The organism is Hydrogenophaga sp., from assembly GCF_030656115.1.
Classification (GTDB): Bacteria; Pseudomonadota; Gammaproteobacteria; order Burkholderiales; family Burkholderiaceae_C; genus Hydrogenophaga.
In genome coordinates, this window is sequence record NZ_JAUSOO010000073.1 from 44,187 (window position 1) to 65,666 (window position 21,480).

The window sequence follows — 21,480 nt, forward strand, 5'->3', positions numbered from 1 at the left end:
CCCACCCACCGCCACCCACCGAGGTTTGACCCGCCATGTCCCACACCCTGTCTGCCGACGAATTGGCCCTGCGCAACGAGCTGGCCGCCTGCTACCGGATTTTTGCCCTGTTGGGCTGGACCGAGCTCATCTACAACCACATCACGGTGCGCATTCCCGGGCCCGAGAAGCACTTTCTGATCAATCCCTTCGGACTGCACTACAGCGAAGTCACCGCGTCGAACCTGGTCAAGATCGACCTGGACGGCCGCACCGTGGGCGATGCGCGCTGGCCGGTCAACCCGGCGGGTTTCACGCTGCACTCGGCCATCCACAGCGGCATTGAAGAGGCCCACTGCGTGATGCACACCCACACCACGGCAGGTTGCGCCGTGGCGGGCAGTCAGGCCGGCCTCACCATGGACAACTTCTACGCCGCGCAGCTCCATGGCCGCGTGGCCTACCACGACTTCGAAGGCATCACTGTGCACGCCGACGAGGGGCCGCGCGTGGTTCGGTCCATTGGCAACCGCCAGGCCGTGATCCTGCGCAACCACGGCCTGCTCTCGTGGGGCAACACGGTGGCGCAGGCCTTTGCCTACCTGTGGACGCTGCAGCGCGCGTGTGAGATCCAGGTGGCGGGTGCGGCGCTGGGCCCGGCCATCGCCATCCCCGAGGCCATTCAGCGCAAAGCCAGTGCCGATGCCTTGCAGTTCGACCCCCGGCATGGCGCGGGCCGCGACGTGTTCGCCGCGCTGACGCGGCAGGTGGAGCGTCTCGACCCCTCGTTTCGCGATCTGGGCGACGCGCATGGAGCCACGCCATGAAAAACATCTGCATTTACGGGCTGGGGGCTGTGGGTGGGCTGGTGGCGGCGCGCCTGGTGGGCGCCGGAATTCCGGTCAGTGCGGTCGCCCGCGGGCACACACTCGCCGCCACGCGTGCCCGTGGCCTTGAACTGCGCGAGACGCTGGACGGGCAACCGGTGGTGACGCACCACGCCATCACCGTGGCCGAGCAGCCGGCCGAACTCGGGGTTCAGGACCTGGTCATCGTCGCGGTCAAGACCACCGGCCTGGGGGGCGTGGCCCGCGACATTGCGCCCTTGCTCGGTGCGCACACCACCGTGCTGTCGGCCATGAACGGCGTGCCCTGGTGGTTTTTTCATGGCCTGGCGCCAGCGCTGGCTCCGTTGCAGCTGAGCAGCGTGGACCCGCAGGGCGCCATCTCCCAAGCCATCGCGCCCGCGCGGGTGGTGGGCTGTGTGACGCACCTGTCTGCCACGGTGCCTGCGCCAGGCGTGGTGCAGCATGTGGCCGGCCGGCGGCTTGTGGTGGGTGAGCCCACCGGCGGCGCCGACACGCCGCGTGCCCAGCACATCCTGGCGCTGCTGCGTCAGGCCGGTTTTGAGGTGGACGCGGCCGGATCGATCCAGCGCGAGATCTGGTTCAAGCTGTGGGGCAACATGACGGTGAACCCCATCTCTGCACTCACCGGTGCCACCGGCGACCGCATCGTGGCCGACGGCTTCGTGCGCGCCTTCATGTCGCGCTGCATGCAGGAGGCCGCGGCCATTGGCCAGCGCATCGGCCTGCCCATCGACGCCGACCCCGAAGCGCGCCACGCCGTGACCCGACAGCTCGGCGCGTTTCGCACCTCGATGCTGCAAGACGCCGAAGCTGGCAAACCGCTGGAGCTGGACGCCCTGGTGGCCGTGGTGCTGGACATGGCGCAGCAACTGCAGGTACCCACACCGAACATCGACACCTTGATGGGCCTGGCGCGGTTGAAAGCGCGCGTGGCCGGGCTTTACCCAGACACCGCCTGACCGGTGCGCTGGGGGCCGGTGGTGGGCGTGGCACCGGCTGGAGTGCTTGAGTTGTGACGAATGTCACGCCTTACTCCGCTTGCTCCTTGTCACCTGGGGCGCATCCTAGGGTTTACCCGATGGGGTATGGTGTCCCCCCTTGTCTTTTTGCAAGGGGTGCGCGCGGCGGGTTTTGTCCCGCGCCCACCGACAACATCACTCAGGAGTGCAGTTTCCATGGATCGTCGTTCCCTCATCAAAAACACCGGCATCGCCGGCGTCCTGGCCGCTGGCATTGCGCCGGCCGTGCATGCGCAAGCCGCGGTCCGCTGGCGCCTGACGTCCAGCTTCCCCAAATCGCTGCCGACCATCTTTGGCTCGGCCGAGAAGTTTTCGGAAACCGTCAAGGCCCTGTCGGGCGGCAAGTTCGAGGTGTCTGTGCACGCGGCCGGCGAGCTGGTGCCGGCCTTTGGCGTGGTCGATGCCATTCAGGGCAACACCGTCGAAATGGCGCAGACCGCGCCCTACTACTTCACCGGCAAAGACCCCATCTTCGCGTTCGGCTGTGCCGTGCCCTTCGGCCTGACCGCGCGCCACATGGACGCCTGGATGGAGCACGGCAACGGCCGCAAGCTGATGGACGCGTTCTACGCCCACTACAACATCGCCTCCATGAGCAGCGGCAACACCGGCACCCAGATGGGCGGCTGGTACCGCAAAGAGATCAAGACCGTGGCCGACCTGAAGGGCCTGAAGATGCGCCTGGGCGGTGGCCTGTTTGGTGAAACCATGGCCAAGCTGGGCGTGGTGGCGCAAAACATGCCGGCCGGTGAGGTGTACCAGGCGCTGGAAAAAGGCACGCTGGACGCCACCGAATTTGTCGGTCCGTTCGACGACGAAAAGCTCGGCTTCAACAAGGTCGCGCCTTTTTATTACTACCCCGGCTGGTGGGAAGGCGGCGCCGAGCTGGAGTTCTTCATCAACAAGAAAGCTTTTGACGCCCTGTCGGCCGAGAACAAGGCCATCGTGCGGGCCGCCGGCGCCGTGGCCGCGCGCGACATGACCGCCAAGTACGACGCCCAGAACCCGATGGCCCTCAAGCGCCTGGTGGCCGCGGGCACCCAGCTCAAGCCATTCTCCAAGGACGTGATGGACGCAGGCTTCAAAGCCGCGATGTCGGTGTTTGCCGAGCACGAGGCCAAGTCGCCCGAGTTCAAGAAGATCCACCAGGACATGCGCGCTTTCCAGCGCGACCAGGTGCTGTGGAGCCGCTTCTCGGAGTGGCGCTACGACAGCTACATCGCCACAGCGAAAATCTGAACGCCCAGGCCTGTGCTGGGCTGACAAAGCCGCCTGCAGGCGGCTTTGTCGTGTCTGGTTGCGCGGCTCAGAACGAGCCCAGGGCGCTGCCCAGCACCACCACCGCCACCAAAGCCAGCACCGGAATGGCCACGGCGACCACAAAAATGTCGGCGTAGGCCTGGCGGTGGTTCAATCCGCAAATGCCCAGCAGCGTGATGACGGCGCCGTTGTGCGGCAGGGCGTCCAGCCCACCGGTGGCGATGGCGGTCACGCGGTGCAGCAGGTCGGGCGCAATGCCGGCGGCCTGGCCCATGGTCAGCCAGGTCTCGCCCAGGGTTTGCAGGGCAATGCTCATGCCGCCCGAGGCCGAACCCGTGATGCCCGCCAGAATGTTCACCGCGATCGACACCGACACCAGCGGGTTGCCCGGCGCAATGCCCAGCACCGCATCGCGGATGAGGGCAAAGCCCGCCAGCGACGCGATGACCGCCCCAAAACCCACCTGCGACGCGGTGTTCAGCAAGGGCAGCACCGAGCCGCTGGCGCCTTGCTCCAGCGTGCGGCTCAGGTGCGGCAGGTGCGGGCGCTGCAGCAGCACCAGCAACACAATGGCCGCTGCCAGCGCGGCAATCACGGCCCAGATGCCGCGCACGTTGCCAATGGCCGTGGCGCCAAAGCGCGGCTCGGCCAGGTAAGACGTGTCCAGTGCGGGCAGCAGCCAGGTGGCCAGCAGGTAGTTCAGCGCAATCACCAGCACCACCGGCGCGATGGCGCGCGCAAAGGCGCGGCCGTTGAAGTCGGTGTGGGATGCGGCTGTGGGGGGTGAGGCTGAGGCTGAGGCTGGTGCAGCCGAAGCCGAAGCCGGGTCGCTCAACACGGCGGGCTCGTCGTGCTCGCCGTAGCCTTCACCGCGCGCCGTGGCAGCGCCTGCGCGGCGCACCAGCCACAGCGTGCCCAGCACCAGCATCACCGTGCCACCGATCAGGCCCAGGCCCGGCGCGGCAAACGGCGTGGTGCCGAAGTAAGGCATGGGAATGGCGTTTTGTATGGCTGGCGTGCCGGGCAGCGCCGTCATGGTGAAGGTGAAGGCGCCCAGCGCAATGGTGGCGGGGATCAGCCGCTTGGGCAGGTCGGCCTGGCGAAACAGCGCCGCCGCAATGGGGTACACCGCAAACGCCACCACAAACAGCGACACACCGCCGTAGGTGAGCACCGCACAGGCCAGCACCACCGCCAGAATGGCGCGCTGCGCCCCCAGCCAGGCCACGATGGCGTGCGCAATCACGCGCGCCGCGCCCGAGGCTTCCATGAGCTTGCCAAACACCGCGCCCAGCAGAAACAGCGGAAAGAACGCAATCACAAAACCGCCCAGCGCCGGCATGAACACCTGCGTGTAGCTGGCCAGCAGCGGTGCCTGCGGGCTGAACAGCGTGGCCAGCAGCGCCATGATCGGCGCCAGCAGCAACACACTCACGCCCCGGTAGGCCAGCGCCATCAGCAGCACCAGCGCCAACACAATGCCTGCAATGCTGGTCATGGCGCGAGCACCTGTGCCAGGTCCCAACTGCTGCGCTGGCCCATGTCGGCACCGTGTTGTTCCAGCCACTGCCCGGCTGCGGTGCGGCCCAGGTCGTGCAACTGCAGCAGAAACTTCCACTGCGTGTTGTTCTTGCTCGCTGCGCCCAGGGTGCTCAGCGAGGCGCCGCCGTCGATCAGGTGCACGCGCAGCGCCTCCACGCGCTGAAACAGCGGGTTGCGGTACTGGTGGCCGGGCCGGCCTTCGTCTTCAATCAGCTGCTTGAGCAGCGCAATCGAGCGCAGCTCTTTCAGCAGGCTGGCGTTGAACGTCACTTCGCTGATGCGATCCAGAATGTCGCTGGCCCGGGTGGGCAGATCGGCGCGCTCGATCGGGTTGATCTGCACCAGCAGCAGGTCGTCGGCCGCGCTTTGTTCAATCAGCGGCATCAGCGACGGGTTGCCCGCGTAGCCCCCGTCCCAGTAGGCTTCGCCGTCAATCTCCACCGCCTGAAACAGCAGCGGCAGGCAGGCCGACGCCAGCACCATGTCGGGCGTGAGGCCTTGCTGGTCAAACACCTTCAGCGCGCCGGTGCGCACCTGCGTGGCCGCAATGAACAGCTGCGTTTTGTCGCAGCGGCACACGCGCTCGAAGTCCACCGTGTCCAGCAAAATCTGGCGCAGCGGGTTCAGGTTGAGCGGGTTCAGCTGGTAGGGCGACAGCTGGCTGCCCAGCGCGCTGGCGGCCTGTTGCCAGGGCTCCACCCACGGGGCCATCCAGGCGGTGGCCGAGCCCATCAGCCCACCCAGGGGGCTGCTTTGAATGTGGTGAAACGGCGACAGCTCGGCCACCCGTTGCCAGAAGTGGCGCAAGGTGGCGCGTGCGCCCTCGCGCCCGCCGTCCATCAGGCCCGCCGCCAGCGCCACCGCGTTCATGGCCCCCGCGCTGGTGCCGCTCACGGCCGCGATTTCCAGCCATTCTTCTTCCAGCAGGCGGTCGAGCACGCCCCAGGTAAACGCGCCGTGCGAGCCACCGCCTTGCAGGGCCAGGTCCAGTTGCAGTTTGGCGTCGGCCGCGCGGGCGGGGGCGTTTGGGGTGCGTGGGCGGTTGGGGCGTGTCATGGGCGGTGGTTCTGCGGAAATCGGGAGCAGGTTCTATTGTGCGTTGCAGCATATGGCACTGCCAAGGGGCCCGGTCGAGTCCAACGGCTGTGGGCGCGGAGAGCCCCCATCCCAGCCTTCCCCCAGAGGGGGAAGGAGCTGATACGGGGCCGCCAGCGGGGGACGGGGCTGATGCGGGGTTCCCGTGGGGAACGGGCCCCGCACCGTCGATGCTCAGAGGGTGCGGCCTTCGCCCGCTTCTTCCACCGTCTGGCCGTCGCGGATGTGGTAGATCCGCTTGAAGGTGGGAATGATCTTCTCGTCGTGCGTCACCACGATGATGGCCGTTTGCGCGTGTTGCGCCATCTGGTTCAGGATGCGCATCACGCCCAGCGCGCGTTCGCTGTCCAGCGGGGCGGTGGGCTCGTCGGCCAAGATCACCGGCGGCTTGTTGGCCAGCGCCCGCGCAATCGACACGCGCTGCTGCTCGCCACCCGACAGCTGCGAGGGCTCGGCGCGGGCGCGGTGCTGCACGTCCAGCGCGGTCAGCAATTCCAGCGCACGCGCACGCGCCTTGGCGTTCGGCATGCCAGCCAGCATGGGCAACAGCGCCACGTTGTCGGTCACGTCCAGAAACGGAATCAGGTACGGCGCCTGGAACACGAAGCCAATGCGGTCGCGCCGCAGTTCGCGCAGGTCTTTCACTTTCCAGCCGTTGTCGTAAATCACGTCGCTGCCCAGCCTCATCCTGCCGCTGGTGGGTTCGATGATCGCGCCCAGGCATTTCAGCAGCGTGCTCTTGCCCGAGCCCGACGGCCCCACCAGCCCCACCACCTCGCCGGGGGCCACCTGCATGTTGACGTGTTTGAGCGCTTCCACGGCGGTGTCGCCGTGGCCGTAGACCTTGCGCAGGCCTTCAATCAAGATGCCGCCTGGTGTGTGTGTGTTCATCGCGTTCATCCAATCGCCGCGCCGGGGTCCACCTTCAGCGCCACCCGTATCGCCAGCGTGCTGGCCAGCGCGCAGATCACCAGCGTGACCAGCAGGCCGGTCACCGCGTCGCCTGGCAGCAGCAGCACAAATTTGGGAAACGCGGGCGCCCAGAATGTGGCCGCCACCTTGCCCACCGCGAAGCCGATCAGGCCCAGGCCCAACGCCTGCTGCAGGATCATCCCGGCGATGGTGCGGTCGCGCGTGCCGATGAGCTTGAGCACCGCAATTTCGCGCAGCTTGCCCATGGTCATGGTGTAGATGATGAAGGCCACAATCGCCGCGCTCACGATGGCCAAAATCACCAGAAACATGCCGATCTGCTTGGCCGAATTGGCGATGAGCTTCACCACCAAAATGTCTTCCATGCCGTCGCGGGTGTACACGCTCAGGTGCTTCCAGCGCCGGATGGGTTCGGCCACCTGCTCGGGCGTGAAGCCCGGCGCGATCTGCACCAGCACCGCGTTCACGCTGCGGCTGCTGGTCTGCAGGCCTTGCACCGCCTCCAGCAGCCCGGGGCTGCCCGGGCGGTTGAAGGCCGGGTTGGCAGCGGTGCGGGCGCGGTCGTTCACGATGGCGTCGTTGTCTTTCAAAAACTGCGTTTCCTGCGCGTCTTTCAGCGGCACGAACAGCATCGGGTCGCCGCCCGACGACACCATGCGCCGCGTCAGCCCCACCACCGTGTAGTCGTGCCGGCGGATGCGCACCACATCGCCCAGCGCAAAGCCGGTTTTCACATCGGCCACCGCCTCAAAGTGGTTGCGCGTGTGGTGCCGCCCAGCCACCAGGTAGCCCGGCGCGCCGGGCATGCCGGGCTCCATGCCGACCACCATCACGCGGTTTTCGCGGCCCTTGTGCGCCACCTGCATGGTGAAGTAGGTCACGTTGGCCGCAGCACCCACACCGGGCATGCCGCGCACGCTGCGCACCACGTCGTCCTTGATGCTCGACGACTCGGCGTAAGGCCCCTGCGTGTCTTGCTGCACCACCCACAGGTCGGCGCGGCTGTTGCTCAGCAGCGCGTGCGCGTCGTCCACCATGCCCCGGTACACACCGGCCATGGTCAGCGTCACGCCAATCAGCAGTCCCAGGCCCAGCCCGGTCAGCACGTACTTGCTCCAGCCGTGCAGAATGTCGCGCCCCGCCAGGCTGATCACTTGGCGCCTCCGGCGGGCACCAGTGGGTCCACCACCGCAATACGGGCCTTGGCTTTCAGCGCGCTCTGGCTGTACAGCACCACCGTGTCGCCCTCGTTCAGGCCTCCTTTTGGCGGGCCCAGCACCTGCACCGAGCCGTCCAGCCCCTGTGCGCCCAGCGTCACCGGCACAAAAGCCAGGCCACCGTCGGCCAGCCGCCACACGCCGGTTTGGCCAGCGTGCTGCACCACCGCCGCGTTGGGCAGCAGCAGGCTCGGCGCGGTGGCGGGCAGGGCCAGCGTCACCTCGGCCATTTCTCCCACAGACACGCCAGCGGGCAGCGCGTCAAACGCCACCATCGCCAGCCGCTCTTCGGTCACGCTGTCGGCCAACAGCTCCACCCGCGCCACCGTGCCCGCCAGCGTCTCGCCCGGACGCGAGCGCAGCGCGATGCGCGCCGCCAGCCCCGGTGCCAGCCCGGCGGAGCGGCCCTGGTCCACCCGCAGTTTTATCCACAAGCTGGCCGGGTCCACCAGGCGCAACACCGCCTGACCCGCCACCACCGTGCTGCCCGCCTCGGCCTCGCGCGTGGTCACCACTGCAAGGGCTGGGGCCACCAGTTTCAAGCGGCCACGCTGCTGCACCAGCGCCGCGCGCTCGGCCTGCAGCCGGGTGGCGTCTTGCGCGCTGCCGCTCAGGTTGGCCTGCGCCGCCTGCACGCCCGCGCTGGCCGAAGCCACCTCTTGCGTGCGTGCTTCCAAAGCGCCCGCGCTGATGAAGTTCTGGTTCGCCAGGTCTTGGTTGCGCTTGAAGTTGGCCGCCGCCAGCGCACGCCGCGCCTGCGCATCGGTCAGTTGCGCCGCTGCCGCTTGCTGTGTGCTTTTCGCCCGCGCCATCGCAGCGTCCAGCGCGGCAATGCGCTGGTCCAGGTCCACCGGGTCCATCTCGGCCAGCGGCTGGCCGGGCTGCACCGTGTCGCCCACGTCCACCTGCACCGCGCGCACCCGCCCGGCCACCGTCGGCCCCACCATCCAGCTGCGCTGCGCTTCCACCTGGCCAATGCCAAAAATCTCGGGGCTCACGCTGCCAGTGCCCACCCGCGTGGTTTGCACTTTGATAGGCGCCAGCGGCCCGGTGCGCAGTGCCACATAGGCCAGCGCGGCCACCAGCGCCAGCGCCAAGCCGCCCAGCAACAGGCGGCGGGTGTTTGGGGGTTTCATCGTCATGGGGTTTCCTGGGTGGCGCAAGGTGCCGACATCGCTTGTTGTAAAAGTTGGTATACGCCCGGCGCCTGCTGCCGCATGGCGCCCACCTGGCCGCTCAGCAGCGACTGCATCACCAGCCCCTGCACCGAGCCAATGAACAGCACCGCTGCGGCTTGCAGGTCGGTGCCGGGTTGCAGGGCCTGCTGGTCTTGCGCCTGTTGCAGCAAGCGCATCAACAGCAACCGGTAGTCGCGCATCAGACCGCGCACCCGCGCCTTCAGTGGGGTGTCGTGCGGCTGCTGCAGTTCTTGAAAAATCAGGCGCGGCACGCCCGGGTGTTCCACCACAAAGTCCACATGCGCCATGAACACCGCACGCAGCGCTGGCAAGGGTGCGGCGTGGGCGGCAGCGGCGGCCTGCAAGCGGTGCAGCAAGGTGCGGTGCGCGTGGTCAATCACCGCCAGCCAAATGGCTTCTTTGCTGTCAAAGTGCCGAAACACCGCGCCTTGTGTGATGCCCACCACCTGCGCCAGCTCGGCGGTGGTCACGGTGGCGGGGCTGCGCTCGGCAGCCAGCGCCAGCGCGGCCGCCACCAGAGCGGCCTGGCGGGTTTCGGTGGGCTGTTTGGACAACATGGCCCTAAATGTAATTCAACAATTACTTATATTCAAGCCGTGTCCCTGCTTTCACCCCTGGCCTTGCGGCACTGGGGCTGCGCTCAGCGGCTCACTGCCCCTGGCCCAGGGCGAAGCCCTTCACGCCGTCGAAGGTGCAGAGGTTTTCGGTCTTGATCACGTCCACCCCGGCGTCGGTCAGCGCACCCAGCAAGTGGACGATGTCGCGCTGCGCCACCTCGCCGCTGTCGGTGCCCGCTGCGAAGCGGCAGCGCCAGTGGTCGGTGCAGAAAGTTTCGGGGAAACCGCCCGGCCACACCTTCACGCCCCGGTTGGTGATCATTTGCAGTTGCAGCGCGGCGGTGTCGCTGGCCTTGAGCTGCACCGCCAGATCGTCGGCGCTCAGAGCCGACTGGTGCACAAACACATCCACCCCCACCAGCGCTTTTCTGGCGGTGGGCGCGCGCACATACAGCGGCTTGGCCGCCTGTTCGGCGCGCGGCGCCGGCGCTTGGTAGCGCACCGGCTTGAACTTCTCGGGCAAACGGCCCAGGCGCTCGATGATCGCGTCGGCAAAGTCCATGCTGCCAAACGGCAGCGGCAGGCCCGCCTTGGCGCTGCCCGCGCGTTGCAGGTCGGCGGTGAACACGCCGTCTTCCAGCGTGCACAGCCAAGCGTTGTGAATTTTGGCCGCCACCTCGGGCTGGCCAATGTGCACCAGCATCATCACCGCGCCCAGCAGCAGGCCGCTGGGGTTGGCAATGCCTTGGCCCGCAATGTCGGGCGCGCTGCCGTGAATGGCCTCGAACATCGCCACGTGTTCGCCAATGTTGGCGCTGCCCGCCAGACCCACGCTGCCGGTCATCTCGGCGGCGATGTCACTGATGATGTCGCCGTACAGGTTGGCCGTGACGATCACATCAAACAGCTCGGGCCGGGTGGCCAGGCGCGCCGCACCGATGTCGATGATCATGTGGTCCGCTGCTATCTCGGGGTATTCCACGCGAATCTCGTCGAACACCTGATGAAACAGGCCATCGGTCAGCTTCATGATGTTGTCTTTGGTCATGCAAGTGACCTTCTTGCGCCCGTTGGCCCGCGCGTATTCAAACGCGTAACGCACGATTTTTTCGCAGCCTGGGCGCGTGATCAGCTTCAGGCACTGGAATACCTCGTCGGTCTGGCGGTGCTCAATGCCGCCGTACAGGTCTTCCTCGTTCTCGCGCACGATCACCAGGTTCAGCTTGGGGTGCTTGGTGGCCACGAACGGGCTGTAGCTCACACAGGGCCGCACATTCGCGTACAGGCCCAGCGTTTTGCGGATGGTCACGTTCAGGCTCTTGTAGCCGCCGCCGCTGGGTGTGGTGATGGGCGCCTTCAGAAACACCTGGGTGCGGCGCAGGCTCTCCCACGACTCGGGCGCAATGCCGCTGCTGTGGCCCGCTTGGTAGAGCTTTTCGCCAATGTCGATGGTCTCGGGCGCAATGCGCGCACCCGCCGCCGCCAGCACCTTGAGCGTGGCGGCCATGATCTCCGGGCCAATGCCGTCGCCGTGCGCCACCGTGATCGGCACCAAGGTGTCGGCTTGGTGGCTGGTGCCCGTGGCGTTCAAAGCGTCGGTGATCAGGTCTTTCGGGGTGTCGTTTTTCATCGCATGTCCTGGGGTGTGTTGAAGGTGAGCGCACTGTAGGCAAACACACACATAAAGAAAAATACTTTGTTTTTATAAAATTCATAGGTATAAATCTATGAATTTGACACGCCGACCAGAACACCGCCGCCGCACTGACCTCCGTCCCAACGCCCATGCCCACCGCCATCAAACGCTTACTGCGCACATCGCCCCAGCAACTGCGCGCTTTTGAGGCCACTGCGCGGCTCATGTCGGTCACCCAGGCCGCGCGCGAACTGCATGTGAGCCAGCCCACCGTGAGCGTGCAACTGCGCGAACTCGCCACGCTGGTGGGCGAACCCCTGTTTGAGCCGGTGGGTCGGGGCATCCGCCTCACGCCCGCAGGCGAGGCGCTGCAAAGCACCGTGGCCGACATTGCCGCCTGCTGGCAGCGCTTTGAAGAACGGCTGTCCGACCTGAGCGGCCTGCTGCGCGGGCGCCTGCGCATTGCCGCCGTGACCACCGCCGAATACTTCGTGCCCGACCTGCTGGGGCCGTTTGCCGCGCTGCACCCCGGTGTGGACATTGATCTGGCGATCGAAAACCGCGACCGCGTCATTGCCCGCCTGCACCGCCAGGCCGACGATCTGGCCGTGATGATGCTGCCGCCCGACGAACTGCCGCTGCAAAGTCTGCCGTTTTTGGACAACCCGCTGGTGGTGCTGGCCCCGCGCAGCCACCCGCTGGCCCAGAGCACGCAACCCATTGCGCTGGAGCGCCTGAGCGCCGAGCGTTGGCTCATGCGCGAAGCCGGCAGCGGCACCCGCCAAGTGACCGAAAAGCACTTTGCCGACCACGGCTTTTCGCCCCGCATGGCCATGAGCCTGGGCAGCAACGAAGCCATCAAGCACGCCGTGGGCGCGGGCTTGGGGTTGGCGGTGGTGTCGGCGCTCACCGTCGAGGCCGGGCACGCGCCCAGCGCGCCGTGGGTGTGTTTGCCGGTGGAAGGCTTTCCCATTCAGCGCCAGTGGTCGCTGGTCTGGCGCAGCGACGCCCCGCTGGCCGTGCCCGCCCGACAGCTGGTGGCCTATGTGCAAAATGCCCAGAGGCCCGTGCTGGCGCACTGACCACCGACGGTGTTCAAGCGCCGCTCAGACCACCACGAACAGCAGCAACCAGCCCACACTGAAAGCCACCACCACCGAAGGCCGTCGAGGCGAGCGCCAGAGGGCGGACACGATGAGCAGGTTGTAAGGCAGTGGCGACAGGTGCGCCAGCAACACCCAATGCATGGGCGCGTCTTGCGAGAGCAGTGCCAAGGCCGTGCCCGTCATCAGCACATTCAGACTGGTGCCGATGAGCAGCAGGTCGCGCCAGAACAGGGTGGTCCACCCGATGCGACCCTGCCAGCGCTGAGCTATGAACGTTTTCAAGGGGTGGACCGGTGGGCAATCGTCACCCGGAAGCTTTCACCGTCGGGGTTTTTTCCCACCGTGGCTTCGGTGTCGCCCTTGCCGGAATAGCCTTCTGAGCAGGCGCCCAGTGCCAGCAAGGCCGCTGCGGCGCATGTGCGTGGCCAGGTTATCAAGGGGTCATGGCCTCGTCGGTGCTTTCGGGTGCATTCGGGTCCAGACGGGTGGCCAGCACTTTGTCAATGATCCGGCCATCCATGTCCACGATCTCGAAACGCCAGGATTCCCAATCGACGTGGTCGCCCTCCTTGGGCATGCGGCCCGTCAGCAGCATCATCATGCCGCTGAGCGTGTGGTAACGGCCGCGCTCTTCGTCGGGCACCGCGTCCAGGTCCAACCGGTCCTTCAGCTCGGGCACGGGAATGTGGCCGTCGAGCAGCCACGAGCCGTCGTCGCGCTGCACAGCCCATGAGGTGGCGGGGTCGCGCGGGCTGAACTCGCCGGTGATGGCTTCGATCAGGTCTGGCAGCGTCACGATGCCCTGCACTTCGCCGTACTCGTCGATCACAAACGCCATCTGCCCGCCCGACTGGCGGAAGTTGCCCAGCAATTCCATGCCGGTGATGGTTTCGGGCACGTACAGCGGATCTTGCAGCGACTGGCTGGTCAGTTCGCGTTCGCCGCCGCGCAGCGCCTGCGACAGCCACTTGCGCGCATTCACCACACCCACCACCTCCTGCATGTCGCCGCGCACCACCGGGAATCGGGCGTGGTCGGAGGCTTCGACGCGCGCCATGTTCACCTCAAAGCTCTGTTCTAGGTCGAGCGACACCACATCGCCGCGCGGCACCATCAGCGAACCGATCTGCCGGTCGTCCAGCCGGAACACGTTGCGCACCATGGCGTGTACCAGCACGGTGGCGCCGATCTGGCTGACCTGCAGCAAAACGGCGGCGCCTTGGCTTCACATCGCCTTTTTGATGTCGGTGTAGTCACCGCGCGTGCGCAGGATCACCTTCACGTCGGCTTGGCCCCGGTTTCGCCAGTACCAGCCGTGGTTGCCGGTGAACGCTGCTTCCAGCACACCCTCGTCGGCGGGCACGCCTCTGCCTTATTCGTAGCTGATCGACTTGCCAGGTGCATCACCGTGGGTGTCGAAATTGACTTCCCCGCCCTCTACCACCCACGCATACTGGGCTTTGGCGCCTTCGGTCATCTTCAATTTGATTTCCGTACCTTCGCCTGGGGTCAGCGTGAAGGGAATTTCATCTCGCCATTCGATCTTGGGCGCGGCAACCACAGCAACAGGAGGTGGTGCAGAAACTGTGGCGGCTGGTGGTGCGGCAGTGGCCGGGGCCAAGCCGGTGGGTGCATCTACCGACGGCGACGGGACGGCGGTGGGCGTGGCGGCGGCATCGGCGGCGGCCTCTGCCGCGAGCTGCTGCTTGATCTCGCCCATGTCGGTCATGCGCAGGACTCTGCCGATGCCGGTGGGATCGATGCCATATTCGGCCGGGAGCACGACGGCCACAAGAAGAATCACGGCAGACACGGCGGCGAGGACGGTGGAGCGCACCAGCTGCTTCGAAGAGGGCAGTTCGGCGCGGTTGGGGGTATCGCTGTTGTACATGTTGAATATTCCTGGGGTGTTCAAGACACGAAATAGCCGGTGAGCTGCATGCCCACCAGAATGAAACCCGCGCTCATCATGGCGACGTTGGCGGTGTAGGCGTGGCGGCTGAAGCTGCGGGTGCGGCGCCAGTAGCTCATGCCGATCAGGATGACGGCCAGGGCCAGCAACTGCCCGATCTCCACGCCCACATTGAAGGCCAGCAGGTTGGGCACCAGGCCGTTGGGCGAGATTTCGTACTCGATGATCTTGGTCGCCAGACCAAAGCCGTGGAACAGGCCAAACACCAGGGTCGCGGCCTTGGTGTTGGGCTGGAACCCCAGCCAGCGCTGGAACGCACCGATGTTGTCCAACGCCTTGTAGACGACGGACAGACCGATGATCGCGTCGATCAGGTAGCTGTTGATCCCGACGTTGAGATACACGCCCAGGATCATGGTGGTGGAGTGACCCAGTGCAAACAGGCTCACGTAGATGGCGATGTGTTGCAGCCGGTAGAGGAAGAAGATCACGCCGAACAGGAACAGGATGTGGTCGTAGCCGGTCATCATGTGTTTGGCGCCCAGGTACATGAAGGGCAACAAATTGACGCCCGAAATTTCCTGGATGTAGCCCTTGTCGCCTTCGGTCACGGCGTGGGCAAAGACTTCTGTGCTGCTCAAAAAAAGGCAGATGACGAAGGCTGAAAGTAGAAGCAGACGGGATTGCCAATTCGCCCATGGCGAACGTGGCAGCCTGTCGTGAACAAGGCTGTGCATAAAGACTCCGGTGGTCTGGAAAAATGGGATGCGCCGCAAAAAGCAGCGCGAGAGCGGGGAATCTCTCAGCCCATGGGTGGGCGTTCCAGCCGGGATGCCTGAACCATTTCAATCCACGGTCGCACCCGTCCTGTCCAATCGGGAAGCTGCGGTGCGAACGAAAGCCATGCGGTGGGCAAGGCATGCGCTTTGTCGTGCGAATGATCGGCCCCATGGTGGGGATGGTCGGGTGCTGTGCCATGACCCACCGCCATCCATTCGCCCTCTCCCTCTTCTTCACCGTGCGCATGCCCGTGTGCCTGTTCGTTCTGTGCGTCAACAGACGCTGGCGTGGCGTGCAGCGATGCCGCGATCACGGCAATGCCATGCGAGTTGGTGCCCCCGATCGAAGAGAAAACTGTGCCGAACAGGATCACCATCAGAACCAGCCACCGCACACCCAGGGCTGCCCGATTGGGTTGCACGGTACATGACAGGTTGAGGATCATCAGGGGGGTGTTTCAAAAATGATGCGATTATAGTAACCCCCCTGAGGGGATACGAACAAACATGACACAACCGCACACACATGCCTCCCACCCCGCCATCATCAAACGCCTTCGCAGGGCCAGCGGACACCTGAACAGCACCATCGACATGCTGGAGCAGGGACGCACCTGCCTGGATGTGGCCCAGCAACTGCAGGCGGTGGAGAAGGCGATCCAGCAGGCCAAAAAAGCCTTGATCCAGGACCACCTGGGTCACTGTCTCGAAGACCTCGTGGGGCCGCTGGACGCCGGGCAGCGCGATTCCCTGGACGGGTTCAGGGAAATCACACGCTACCTCTGAGACTCTGGCCCAAGCTGTACCCAAGCGCTTCGAAAACGAGAACAACATGCTGGACATCCTGGCCCACCGCACCTACCGCCATCTGTTCGCCGCCCAGGTGATCGCCCTGATCGGGACCGGGCTGGCCACGGTGGCGCTGGGCCTGCTGGCCTTTGACCTGGCTGGCGACAACGCGGGCATGGTGCTGGGCACGGCCCTGGCCATCAAGATGATCGCCTACGTGGGCGTGGCACCGGTCGCGGCGGCCTTCGCCGATCGCCTGCCCCGGCGCACCCTGCTGGTCGCGCTGGACCTGGTGCGCGCGGCGGTGGCGCTGCTGCTGCCGTTCGTCTCCCAGATCTGGGAGGTGTACCTGCTGATCTTTGTGCTGCAGGCGGCGTCTGCGGCCTTCACGCCCACTTTCCAGGCCACCCTCCCCGACGTGCTGCCCGACGAAAAGGACTACACCAAGGCCCTGTCGCTCTCGCGCCTGGCGTACGACATGGAGAGCCTGGTCAGCCCGATGCTGGCGGCCGCCTTGCTCACGGTGATCGGTTTTCACGATCTGTTCGCGGGCACGGTGGTGGGCTTCCTGGCCTCCGCAGCGCTGGTGGTGTCGGTGGCCCTGCCGGCGCATCCGGCGCCGCAACGGCGCGGCATTTACGACCGGACCACGCGCGGGCTGCGCATCTACCTGGCCACACCCCGGCTGCGCGGACTGCTGGCCGTGAATGCGGCCGTGGCCGCGGCGGGCTCCATGGTGTTTGTCAACACGGTGGTCATCGTGCAGGCCGGCTGGGGCCTGACCCAGAGCGCGGTGGCGCTGGCTTTGGCCAGTTTCGGTGCCGGCTCCATGGTGGCGGCGCTGGCCCTGCCGAAACTGCTAGAGCAGCTGCCCGATCGCAGCGCGATGCTCGGCGGCATCGGCTTGATGGTCGCGGGTCTGTTCGTGGGCACCTGGGTCCAGGGGCATGCTTCGCTGATGGTTTTGTGGTTCGTGCTCGGTCTGGGTTACTCCACCGCCCAGACACCCTCCGGGCGCCTGCTGCGGCGCTCCGCGCATCCAGAGGATCGCCCGGCGCTGTTTGCCGCGCAGTTCGCCCTGTCGCACGCCTGCTGGCTGTTGTTCTATCCCCTGGCCGGCTGGCTCGGCACCCGGTATGGCATGCCCGCAACCTTCGTGGTGCTGGGTTGCGCGGGCGCCCTGGCCATCGTGATCGCCACGAGGGTCTGGCCCGTTCAGGACCCCGAAGTGATCGTGCACGAACACCCGGACCTGCCCATCGGTCATGCCCACATCCAGGGTGCCTTGGCCACAACCGATGGCGTGCGACACGCGCACCCCTTTGTGGTCGATGACCACCATCCCCACTGGCCCCATCTGGGTGGGTGAACCACAAGGCGGTCCGCGGTAAACGCCCCATGTGGGCGTTCTCCCTGGTCACATCCCGGGCATTTGTTTGAAATATACATAACTAAAAGTGTGGCGTATATTTCAACACATGCTGGCCATCCTGATCCTCACACTCCCGACCCAACCCAACGCGGTGAGGGTGCGCGTGTGGCGTGCGCTCAAGACGCTGGGCTGCGGCGCCTTGCGCGACGGTGCTTACCTGCTCCCTGCGGAACACGCCGCGCTGTTTGAGCCGCTTGCCGCCGAAGTGCGGCAGCACGGCGGCTCGGCCATGGTGCTGTCGCTGTCGCCCCAGAGCGATGCACAGCGCGATGAGTTGCTGGCGCTGTTCGACCGAACCGAGGCCTATGCGCTGTGGCGCGACACCGCCACGGCCCTGCAGGCGGAGCTGCCCACGCTGGGGGAGACCGATGCGCGCCGGCGCGGCCGGGCGGTGGCCGAGGCGCTGCAAGCGCTGCGCCGTGTCGACTACTATCCCGGCGCCGCCGCAGAGCAGGCGCAGTCCGCCATGGACGCGCTGCGGCTCGCGCTCGACGCGCGGTTCTCGCGCGGCGAACCCCAGGCCCAACGGGACCACGGCATCGAACGGCTCGATGTGCGCAAGTTCCAGGACAAGCGCTGGGCCACCCGTGCCCGCCCCTGGGTGGACCGGCTCGCCTGTGCCTGGCTGATCCGCCGCTTCATCGACCCGCAGGCCCGCTTTGTCTGGCTGAGCGACCCAGCGGGTACCACGCCCGCGCCGCGCGGCGCGCTGGGCTTCGACTTTGACGGCGCCCGCTTCACCCACGTGGGCTCGCGTGTCTCCTTTGAGGTGTTGATCACGGCCTTTGGCTTTGATGCAGACGCCCGGTTGCAGCGCATCGCCAGCGCCGTGCATTACCTGGACGCGGGGGGCATTCCGGTACCGGAAGCCGCCGGGCTGGAAAGCGTGTTGGGTGGGCTGCGCGAACTGCATGCGCAAGACGATGCGCTGGCCGCAGCCGCAGCCGCCGTGTTTGACGCCTTGTACGCCGCGCCCACGCCCACGCCCTTGACCGGAACCGCAACATGACCACCACCAACCCATCCGCTCCCGCGAGCACCGAACCACAGACTGTCCCCGCCGCAGTGAGCTTTGCTGAGGCCTTCCGCTTCTGGCTCAAGCTCGGCTTCATCAGCTTTGGCGGCCCGGCCGGGCAGATTGCGATCATGCACACCGAGCTGGTGGAGCGCCGCCGCTGGATCAGCGAGCAGCGTTTTCTGCACGCGCTGAATTACTGCATGCTGCTGCCCGGCCCGGAGGCGCAGCAACTGGCCATCTACATCGGCTGGCTGATGCACCGCACCTGGGGCGGCATCGTGGCCGGTGCGCTGTTTGTGCTGCCCTCGCTGTTCATCCTGATCGCCTTGAGCTGGATCTACCTGCGCTTTGGCGACGTGCCGCTGGTGGCCGGGCTCTTCTACGGGCTCAAGCCGGCCGTGACCGCGCTCGTGCTGCACGCCGCCCACCGCATCGGCACGCGGGCGCTGAAGAACCGCTGGATGTGGGGCATCGCCGCCGCGTCCTTTGTGGCCATTTTTGCGTTCGACACACCGTTTCCCGCCATCGTGCTGGTCGCAGCGCTCATCGGTCACTTCGGTGCGCAGCGCTGGCCTGCCGTGTTTGCGCTGGGTGGCGGCCATGGCAGCGCCAAACAGGGCTATGGACCGGCCCTGATCGACGATCACACGCCCACGCCGGCCCACGCCCGTTTTTCGCGCAGCCACCTCGCCAGGGTGCTCGCGGTCGGCCTGGGCCTGTGGCTGCTCGCCATGGCGTTGCTGGTGGCCGTCAACGGCCTGCAGGGCACGCTCACGCTGATGGGCTGGTTCTTCACCAAGGCGGCGTTGCTCACCTTTGGCGGCGCCTACGCCGTGCTGCCCTACGTGTACCAGGGCGCGGTCGAGACCCACCAGTGGCTCAGCGGCCCGCAGATGATCGACGGCCTGGCGCTGGGCGAGACCACCCCCGGTCCGCTCATCATGGTGGTGGCCTTTGTGGGCTTCGTGGGTGGCTGGTTCAAAGAAGTGCTCGGGCCCGACGCGCTGTTTCTCGGCGGTGCCTTGGCCGCCACGGTGGTGACGTTTTTCACCTTCCTGCCGTCGTTCGTGTTCATCTTGGCGGGTGGCCCGGTGGTCGAGGCCACCCACGGCAAGCTGGGCTTCACAGCGCCGCTGTCGGCCATCACGGCGGCGGTGGTGGGCGTGATCCTGAATCTGGCGATGTTTTTTGCGTACCACGTGCTGTGGCCGTTGGGCTTTGTCGGGCGCTTCGACACCGTGTCGGCCGTCATCGCCGCTGGCGCTGCGGTGGCGCTGTTTCGCTACCAGGTGGGCGTGATGCCCTTGCTCAGCGCCTGCGCGGTCGCCGGGCTGGTGGCCAGCCAGTGGTGGTGACGCACGTGGGCGAGCTGAGCAGCTTTGATGCCTTCATCGCCAAACACGCCTTGGACGAACCGCCGCTGCAACAGCGTGCCACCACGGTGGCGATGCCGACACCTCGCGCCGCAGTCGGTCGGGATGTACGCGGTTTCGCACCCGTTTCATTTGGATTCTTGTTGGGGTTGGGATTTGAAAACGGGCGCATCTGCCAACGCCTTCGCGCTGTAGGGTCGGCGGTTGATGGCGTAGTCGGTGATCGGCCCTTTGAAGGGCAAGCTCAGCAGGCCCGGCAGCCGCGCCACCTCGTGCGGGTCGGTGTGGTCGCGAATGCCGATGGTCATGCCCCGTTGCCCCGCGCGCGGTTGCTCGCGGTAGGTGCCGAATAACCGGTCCCACCAGGTCAGGTTGAAGCCGAAATTGCTGTTGCTTTCGTCGTCTTCCACCGAGTGGTGTACGCGGTGCATGTCCGGCGTCACCATGAACCAGCGCAACACCCGGTCCACCCGCGCGGGCAGGCGGATGTTGCCGTGGTTGAACATGGCGCAGGCGCTGAGCAGCACCTCAAACACCAGCACCGCCAGCACCGGAGCGCCCAACAGCGCGATGGTCGCGAACTTGATGCCCATGGACAGCACGATCTCCAGTGGGTGAAAGCGCGCCCCGGTGGTCAGGTCGTAGTCCACATCGGCATGGTGCACCCGGTGCAACCGCCACAGCGCGGGCACGGCATGCACCATCACATGCTGCAGCCAAATCGCAAAATCCATCGCCACCACCGCCAGCGGCACGGCCAGCCAGAACGGCACGGCATACAGGTTCAGCAAGCCCCAGCCCCGCTCGGCGGCCAGCGCTGCCATGCCCACAGCCGCCACCGGAAACACCCATCGAACCACCACCGTGTTCAGCAGCACCAGCCCCAGGTTGGCCGTCCAGCGCTGCTTTCGGCTCAACAGCAGGGCGCGGCGCGGCGACGCTGTTTCCCACAGCGCCACCAGTGCAAACACCGCCACAAAAAAACCGATGCGGACCAGCGGCTCGTTGGCCATCACCCAGATTTCGAATGCCATACCGGTTTCTCCCAGGTTCATCAAACCGCCAACGCCAGCCCGGCCGCCTGCCACTCGCTCACGCCGTCCAGCATCTTGCGCGCCTGGAATCCCTCGGCCCGCAACAGCGCCACCGCCTCGTCCGACATCAGGCAAAAAGGCCCCCGGCAATACGCCACGATCTCGCGGTCTTTGGGCAAGGCGGCCAGGCGCTGGCGCAGCTCGTCCAGCGGCACGCTGCGCGCATGCGGCAGGTGGGCCGTGTCGTATTCGTGCGCGGGCCGCACATCAATCACCACCACCTCGCCGCGCCGCGCCTGCGCCATCAAGGTCTTGCGGTCCAGCGGCGTCAGCCGCTCAGGCGTGTTCACCAACTGCGCAAAAGCCCGCTGAAACTCCAGCAAATGGGCCTCAGCCACCGCGCGCAACTGCACACCCAGCACCGCCACATCGGCCCCCGTGAGCCGGTACACCACGAACTTGCCCTCGCGCCGGCCTTCCACCAGCCGCGCCTCGCGCAGCGCCTTCAGGTGCGCGCTGGTCAGCTTCATGTCAATGCCCAGTTGCTGCGCCAGCGCGTCCACGGTCTGCTCGCCCTGCGCCAGCACCTCCAGCAGCTCCAGCCGCTTCGGGCTGGACAAGGCCTTGCCCATGCGGGCCACTTGCTCGTACAGAGCCGATTTCAACGTGCGTTCGTTCATGACTACAATCCAATGATCGTTAGATTGTAGTCAATGTATGTTCCATCCATC

General features: G+C 66.3%; 23 protein-coding genes and 1 pseudogene. 8 read left to right on the top strand and 16 right to left on the bottom strand.

The annotated features are described in order from the left end of the window. Positions 1–35 precede the first annotated feature (35 nt). The 3 genes from Q7J58_RS10325 (at position 36) to dctP (ending at position 3,106) form a co-directional block, all read left to right on the top strand. Positions 36–806 carry a class II aldolase/adducin family protein gene (locus tag Q7J58_RS10325; protein ID WP_304827172.1) on the top strand — a complete coding sequence of 257 codons (771 nt, stop codon included), beginning with the start codon at positions 36–38 and terminating at the stop codon, positions 804–806. Then, positions 803–1,807 (top strand): 2-dehydropantoate 2-reductase, encoded by a 1,005-nt coding sequence (locus Q7J58_RS10330; protein WP_304827174.1) that lies wholly within the window; start codon positions 803–805, stop codon positions 1,805–1,807. Before Q7J58_RS10325 ends, Q7J58_RS10330 begins: the two co-directional genes overlap by 4 nt. A 216-nt stretch (positions 1,808–2,023) precedes the next feature. Then, a complete protein-coding gene (dctP, locus tag Q7J58_RS10335) occupies positions 2,024–3,106 on the top strand; it encodes a TRAP transporter substrate-binding protein DctP (RefSeq protein ID WP_304827177.1) in 1,083 nt (360 codons plus the stop codon). 67 nt (positions 3,107–3,173) lie between these two features. Here dctP and Q7J58_RS10340 read toward each other — a convergent pair whose 3' ends face one another. The 7 genes from Q7J58_RS10340 to Q7J58_RS10370 all read right to left on the bottom strand — a co-directional run bounded on the left by Q7J58_RS10340 (position 3,174) and on the right by Q7J58_RS10370 (position 11,300). Next, positions 3,174–4,625, bottom strand: a complete 1,452-nt coding sequence (locus Q7J58_RS10340; RefSeq protein WP_304827180.1) for a GntP family permease — start codon at positions 4,623–4,625, stop codon at positions 3,174–3,176. Beyond that, the gene (locus Q7J58_RS10345) at positions 4,622–5,725 is read right to left on the bottom strand and encodes a patatin-like phospholipase family protein (RefSeq protein ID WP_304827182.1); all 1,104 of its coding nucleotides are present in this window, start codon (positions 5,723–5,725) and stop codon (positions 4,622–4,624) included. The genes Q7J58_RS10340 and Q7J58_RS10345 overlap by 4 nt, the downstream gene beginning before the upstream one ends. A gap of 213 nt (positions 5,726–5,938) precedes the next feature. After that, the gene (locus Q7J58_RS10350) at positions 5,939–6,664 is read right to left on the bottom strand and encodes an ABC transporter ATP-binding protein (RefSeq protein WP_304827185.1); all 726 of its coding nucleotides are present in this window, start codon (positions 6,662–6,664) and stop codon (positions 5,939–5,941) included. Continuing rightward, positions 6,661–7,851, bottom strand: coding sequence for an ABC transporter permease (locus Q7J58_RS10355; protein WP_304827188.1), 1,191 nt, complete (start codon positions 7,849–7,851; stop codon positions 6,661–6,663). Before Q7J58_RS10355 ends, Q7J58_RS10350 begins: the two co-directional genes overlap by 4 nt. After that, positions 7,848–9,056 (bottom strand): efflux RND transporter periplasmic adaptor subunit, encoded by a 1,209-nt coding sequence (locus tag Q7J58_RS10360; RefSeq protein ID WP_304827194.1) that lies wholly within the window; start codon positions 9,054–9,056, stop codon positions 7,848–7,850. The genes Q7J58_RS10355 and Q7J58_RS10360 overlap by 4 nt, the downstream gene beginning before the upstream one ends. Further along, complete coding sequence (locus tag Q7J58_RS10365) at positions 9,053–9,670, bottom strand: TetR/AcrR family transcriptional regulator (protein WP_304827197.1); 618 nt, start codon at positions 9,668–9,670, stop codon at positions 9,053–9,055. Before Q7J58_RS10365 ends, Q7J58_RS10360 begins: the two co-directional genes overlap by 4 nt. 91 nt (positions 9,671–9,761) lie before the next feature. After that, entirely contained in the window at positions 9,762–11,300 is a 1,539-nt protein-coding gene (locus Q7J58_RS10370) for an NADP-dependent isocitrate dehydrogenase (RefSeq protein ID WP_304827200.1), read from the bottom strand. A 155-nt stretch (positions 11,301–11,455) separates the two neighbouring features. On the opposite strand from Q7J58_RS10370, the gene Q7J58_RS10375 reads away from it, so the two are divergent. Beyond that, entirely contained in the window at positions 11,456–12,388 is a 933-nt protein-coding gene (locus tag Q7J58_RS10375; RefSeq protein ID WP_304827203.1) for a LysR family transcriptional regulator, read from the top strand. A 24-nt stretch (positions 12,389–12,412) separates the two neighbouring features. On the opposite strand, the gene Q7J58_RS10380 is transcribed toward Q7J58_RS10375, so the two are convergent. From Q7J58_RS10380 to Q7J58_RS10410, 7 genes and pseudogenes are all read right to left on the bottom strand, one after another. After that, positions 12,413–12,694, bottom strand: a complete 282-nt coding sequence (locus Q7J58_RS10380) for a hypothetical protein (RefSeq protein WP_304827206.1) — start codon at positions 12,692–12,694, stop codon at positions 12,413–12,415. Further along, entirely contained in the window at positions 12,691–12,849 is a 159-nt protein-coding gene (locus Q7J58_RS10385) for a hypothetical protein (RefSeq protein WP_304827209.1), read from the bottom strand. Before Q7J58_RS10385 ends, Q7J58_RS10380 begins: the two co-directional genes overlap by 4 nt. Then, positions 12,846–13,580, bottom strand: a pseudogene (locus Q7J58_RS10390) (hemolysin family protein); the annotation flags it as partial. The pseudogene Q7J58_RS10390 and the gene Q7J58_RS10385, both read right to left, overlap by 4 nt. Before the next feature lie 57 nt (positions 13,581–13,637). After that, positions 13,638–13,775, bottom strand: a complete 138-nt coding sequence (locus Q7J58_RS10395) for a hypothetical protein (RefSeq protein ID WP_304827212.1) — start codon at positions 13,773–13,775, stop codon at positions 13,638–13,640. 9 nt (positions 13,776–13,784) lie between these two features. Continuing rightward, positions 13,785–14,303, bottom strand: a complete 519-nt coding sequence (locus Q7J58_RS10400) for a transmembrane anchor protein (RefSeq protein WP_304827215.1) — start codon at positions 14,301–14,303, stop codon at positions 13,785–13,787. A 20-nt stretch (positions 14,304–14,323) separates the two neighbouring features. Beyond that, positions 14,324–15,001 (bottom strand): HupE/UreJ family protein, encoded by a 678-nt coding sequence (locus Q7J58_RS10405; RefSeq protein ID WP_304827396.1) that lies wholly within the window; start codon positions 14,999–15,001, stop codon positions 14,324–14,326. A 125-nt stretch (positions 15,002–15,126) separates the two neighbouring features. Continuing rightward, the gene (locus Q7J58_RS10410) at positions 15,127–15,549 is read right to left on the bottom strand and encodes a hypothetical protein (RefSeq protein ID WP_304827217.1); all 423 of its coding nucleotides are present in this window, start codon (positions 15,547–15,549) and stop codon (positions 15,127–15,129) included. 61 nt (positions 15,550–15,610) lie between these two features. Between Q7J58_RS10410 and Q7J58_RS10415 the strand changes: the two genes are divergently transcribed. The 4 genes from Q7J58_RS10415 to chrA all read left to right on the top strand — a co-directional run bounded on the left by Q7J58_RS10415 (position 15,611) and on the right by chrA (position 19,697). Further along, positions 15,611–15,889: a metal-sensing transcriptional repressor gene (locus tag Q7J58_RS10415; protein ID WP_304827220.1), complete on the top strand. Its 279-nt coding sequence runs from the start codon at positions 15,611–15,613 to the stop codon at positions 15,887–15,889. Positions 15,890–15,935: 46 nt separating this feature from the next. Then, a complete protein-coding gene (locus Q7J58_RS10420; protein ID WP_304827223.1) occupies positions 15,936–17,261 on the top strand; it encodes an MFS transporter in 1,326 nt (441 codons plus the stop codon). Between the two features lie 109 nt (positions 17,262–17,370). Then, positions 17,371–18,333 carry a chromate resistance protein ChrB domain-containing protein gene (locus Q7J58_RS10425; protein WP_304827226.1) on the top strand — a complete coding sequence of 321 codons (963 nt, stop codon included), beginning with the start codon at positions 17,371–17,373 and terminating at the stop codon, positions 18,331–18,333. Next, positions 18,330–19,697 (top strand): chromate efflux transporter, encoded by a 1,368-nt coding sequence (gene chrA / locus Q7J58_RS10430; protein ID WP_304827229.1) that lies wholly within the window; start codon positions 18,330–18,332, stop codon positions 19,695–19,697. Before Q7J58_RS10425 ends, chrA begins: the two co-directional genes overlap by 4 nt. Before the next feature lie 146 nt (positions 19,698–19,843). On the opposite strand, the gene Q7J58_RS10435 is transcribed toward chrA, so the two are convergent. Both Q7J58_RS10435 and Q7J58_RS10440 read right to left on the bottom strand, forming a co-directional pair. After that, on the bottom strand, positions 19,844–20,749 hold the full coding sequence (locus Q7J58_RS10435) for a sterol desaturase family protein (protein WP_304827232.1): 906 nt from the start codon (positions 20,747–20,749) through the stop codon (positions 19,844–19,846). 20 nt (positions 20,750–20,769) lie between these two features. Then, the gene (locus Q7J58_RS10440) at positions 20,770–21,429 is read right to left on the bottom strand and encodes a metalloregulator ArsR/SmtB family transcription factor (RefSeq protein ID WP_304827235.1); all 660 of its coding nucleotides are present in this window, start codon (positions 21,427–21,429) and stop codon (positions 20,770–20,772) included. Positions 21,430–21,480: the final 51 nt, after the last annotated feature.

Coding starts and splice junctions, on each gene's coding strand:
- Q7J58_RS10325 (WP_304827172.1), top strand. CDS start 36: ATGTCCCACACCCTGTCTGCCGACGAATTGGCCCTGCGCAACGAGCTG.
- Q7J58_RS10330 (WP_304827174.1), top strand. CDS start 803: ATGAAAAACATCTGCATTTACGGGCTGGGGGCTGTGGGTGGGCTGGTG.
- dctP (WP_304827177.1), top strand. CDS start 2,024: ATGGATCGTCGTTCCCTCATCAAAAACACCGGCATCGCCGGCGTCCTG.
- Q7J58_RS10340 (WP_304827180.1), bottom strand. CDS start 4,625: ATGACCAGCATTGCAGGCATTGTGTTGGCGCTGGTGCTGCTGATGGCG.
- Q7J58_RS10345 (WP_304827182.1), bottom strand. CDS start 5,725: ATGACACGCCCCAACCGCCCACGCACCCCAAACGCCCCCGCCCGCGCG.
- Q7J58_RS10350 (WP_304827185.1), bottom strand. CDS start 6,664: ATGAACGCGATGAACACACACACACCAGGCGGCATCTTGATTGAAGGC.
- Q7J58_RS10360 (WP_304827194.1), bottom strand. CDS start 9,056: ATGACGATGAAACCCCCAAACACCCGCCGCCTGTTGCTGGGCGGCTTG.
- Q7J58_RS10365 (WP_304827197.1), bottom strand. CDS start 9,670: ATGTTGTCCAAACAGCCCACCGAAACCCGCCAGGCCGCTCTGGTGGCG.
- Q7J58_RS10370 (WP_304827200.1), bottom strand. CDS start 11,300: ATGAAAAACGACACCCCGAAAGACCTGATCACCGACGCTTTGAACGCC.
- Q7J58_RS10375 (WP_304827203.1), top strand. CDS start 11,456: ATGCCCACCGCCATCAAACGCTTACTGCGCACATCGCCCCAGCAACTG.
- Q7J58_RS10400 (WP_304827215.1), bottom strand. CDS start 14,303: ATGTACAACAGCGATACCCCCAACCGCGCCGAACTGCCCTCTTCGAAG.
- Q7J58_RS10410 (WP_304827217.1), bottom strand. CDS start 15,549: ATGATCCTCAACCTGTCATGTACCGTGCAACCCAATCGGGCAGCCCTG.
- Q7J58_RS10415 (WP_304827220.1), top strand. CDS start 15,611: ATGACACAACCGCACACACATGCCTCCCACCCCGCCATCATCAAACGC.
- Q7J58_RS10420 (WP_304827223.1), top strand. CDS start 15,936: ATGCTGGACATCCTGGCCCACCGCACCTACCGCCATCTGTTCGCCGCC.
- Q7J58_RS10425 (WP_304827226.1), top strand. CDS start 17,371: ATGCTGGCCATCCTGATCCTCACACTCCCGACCCAACCCAACGCGGTG.
- chrA (WP_304827229.1), top strand. CDS start 18,330: ATGACCACCACCAACCCATCCGCTCCCGCGAGCACCGAACCACAGACT.
- Q7J58_RS10435 (WP_304827232.1), bottom strand. CDS start 20,749: ATGGCATTCGAAATCTGGGTGATGGCCAACGAGCCGCTGGTCCGCATC.
- Q7J58_RS10440 (WP_304827235.1), bottom strand. CDS start 21,429: ATGAACGAACGCACGTTGAAATCGGCTCTGTACGAGCAAGTGGCCCGC.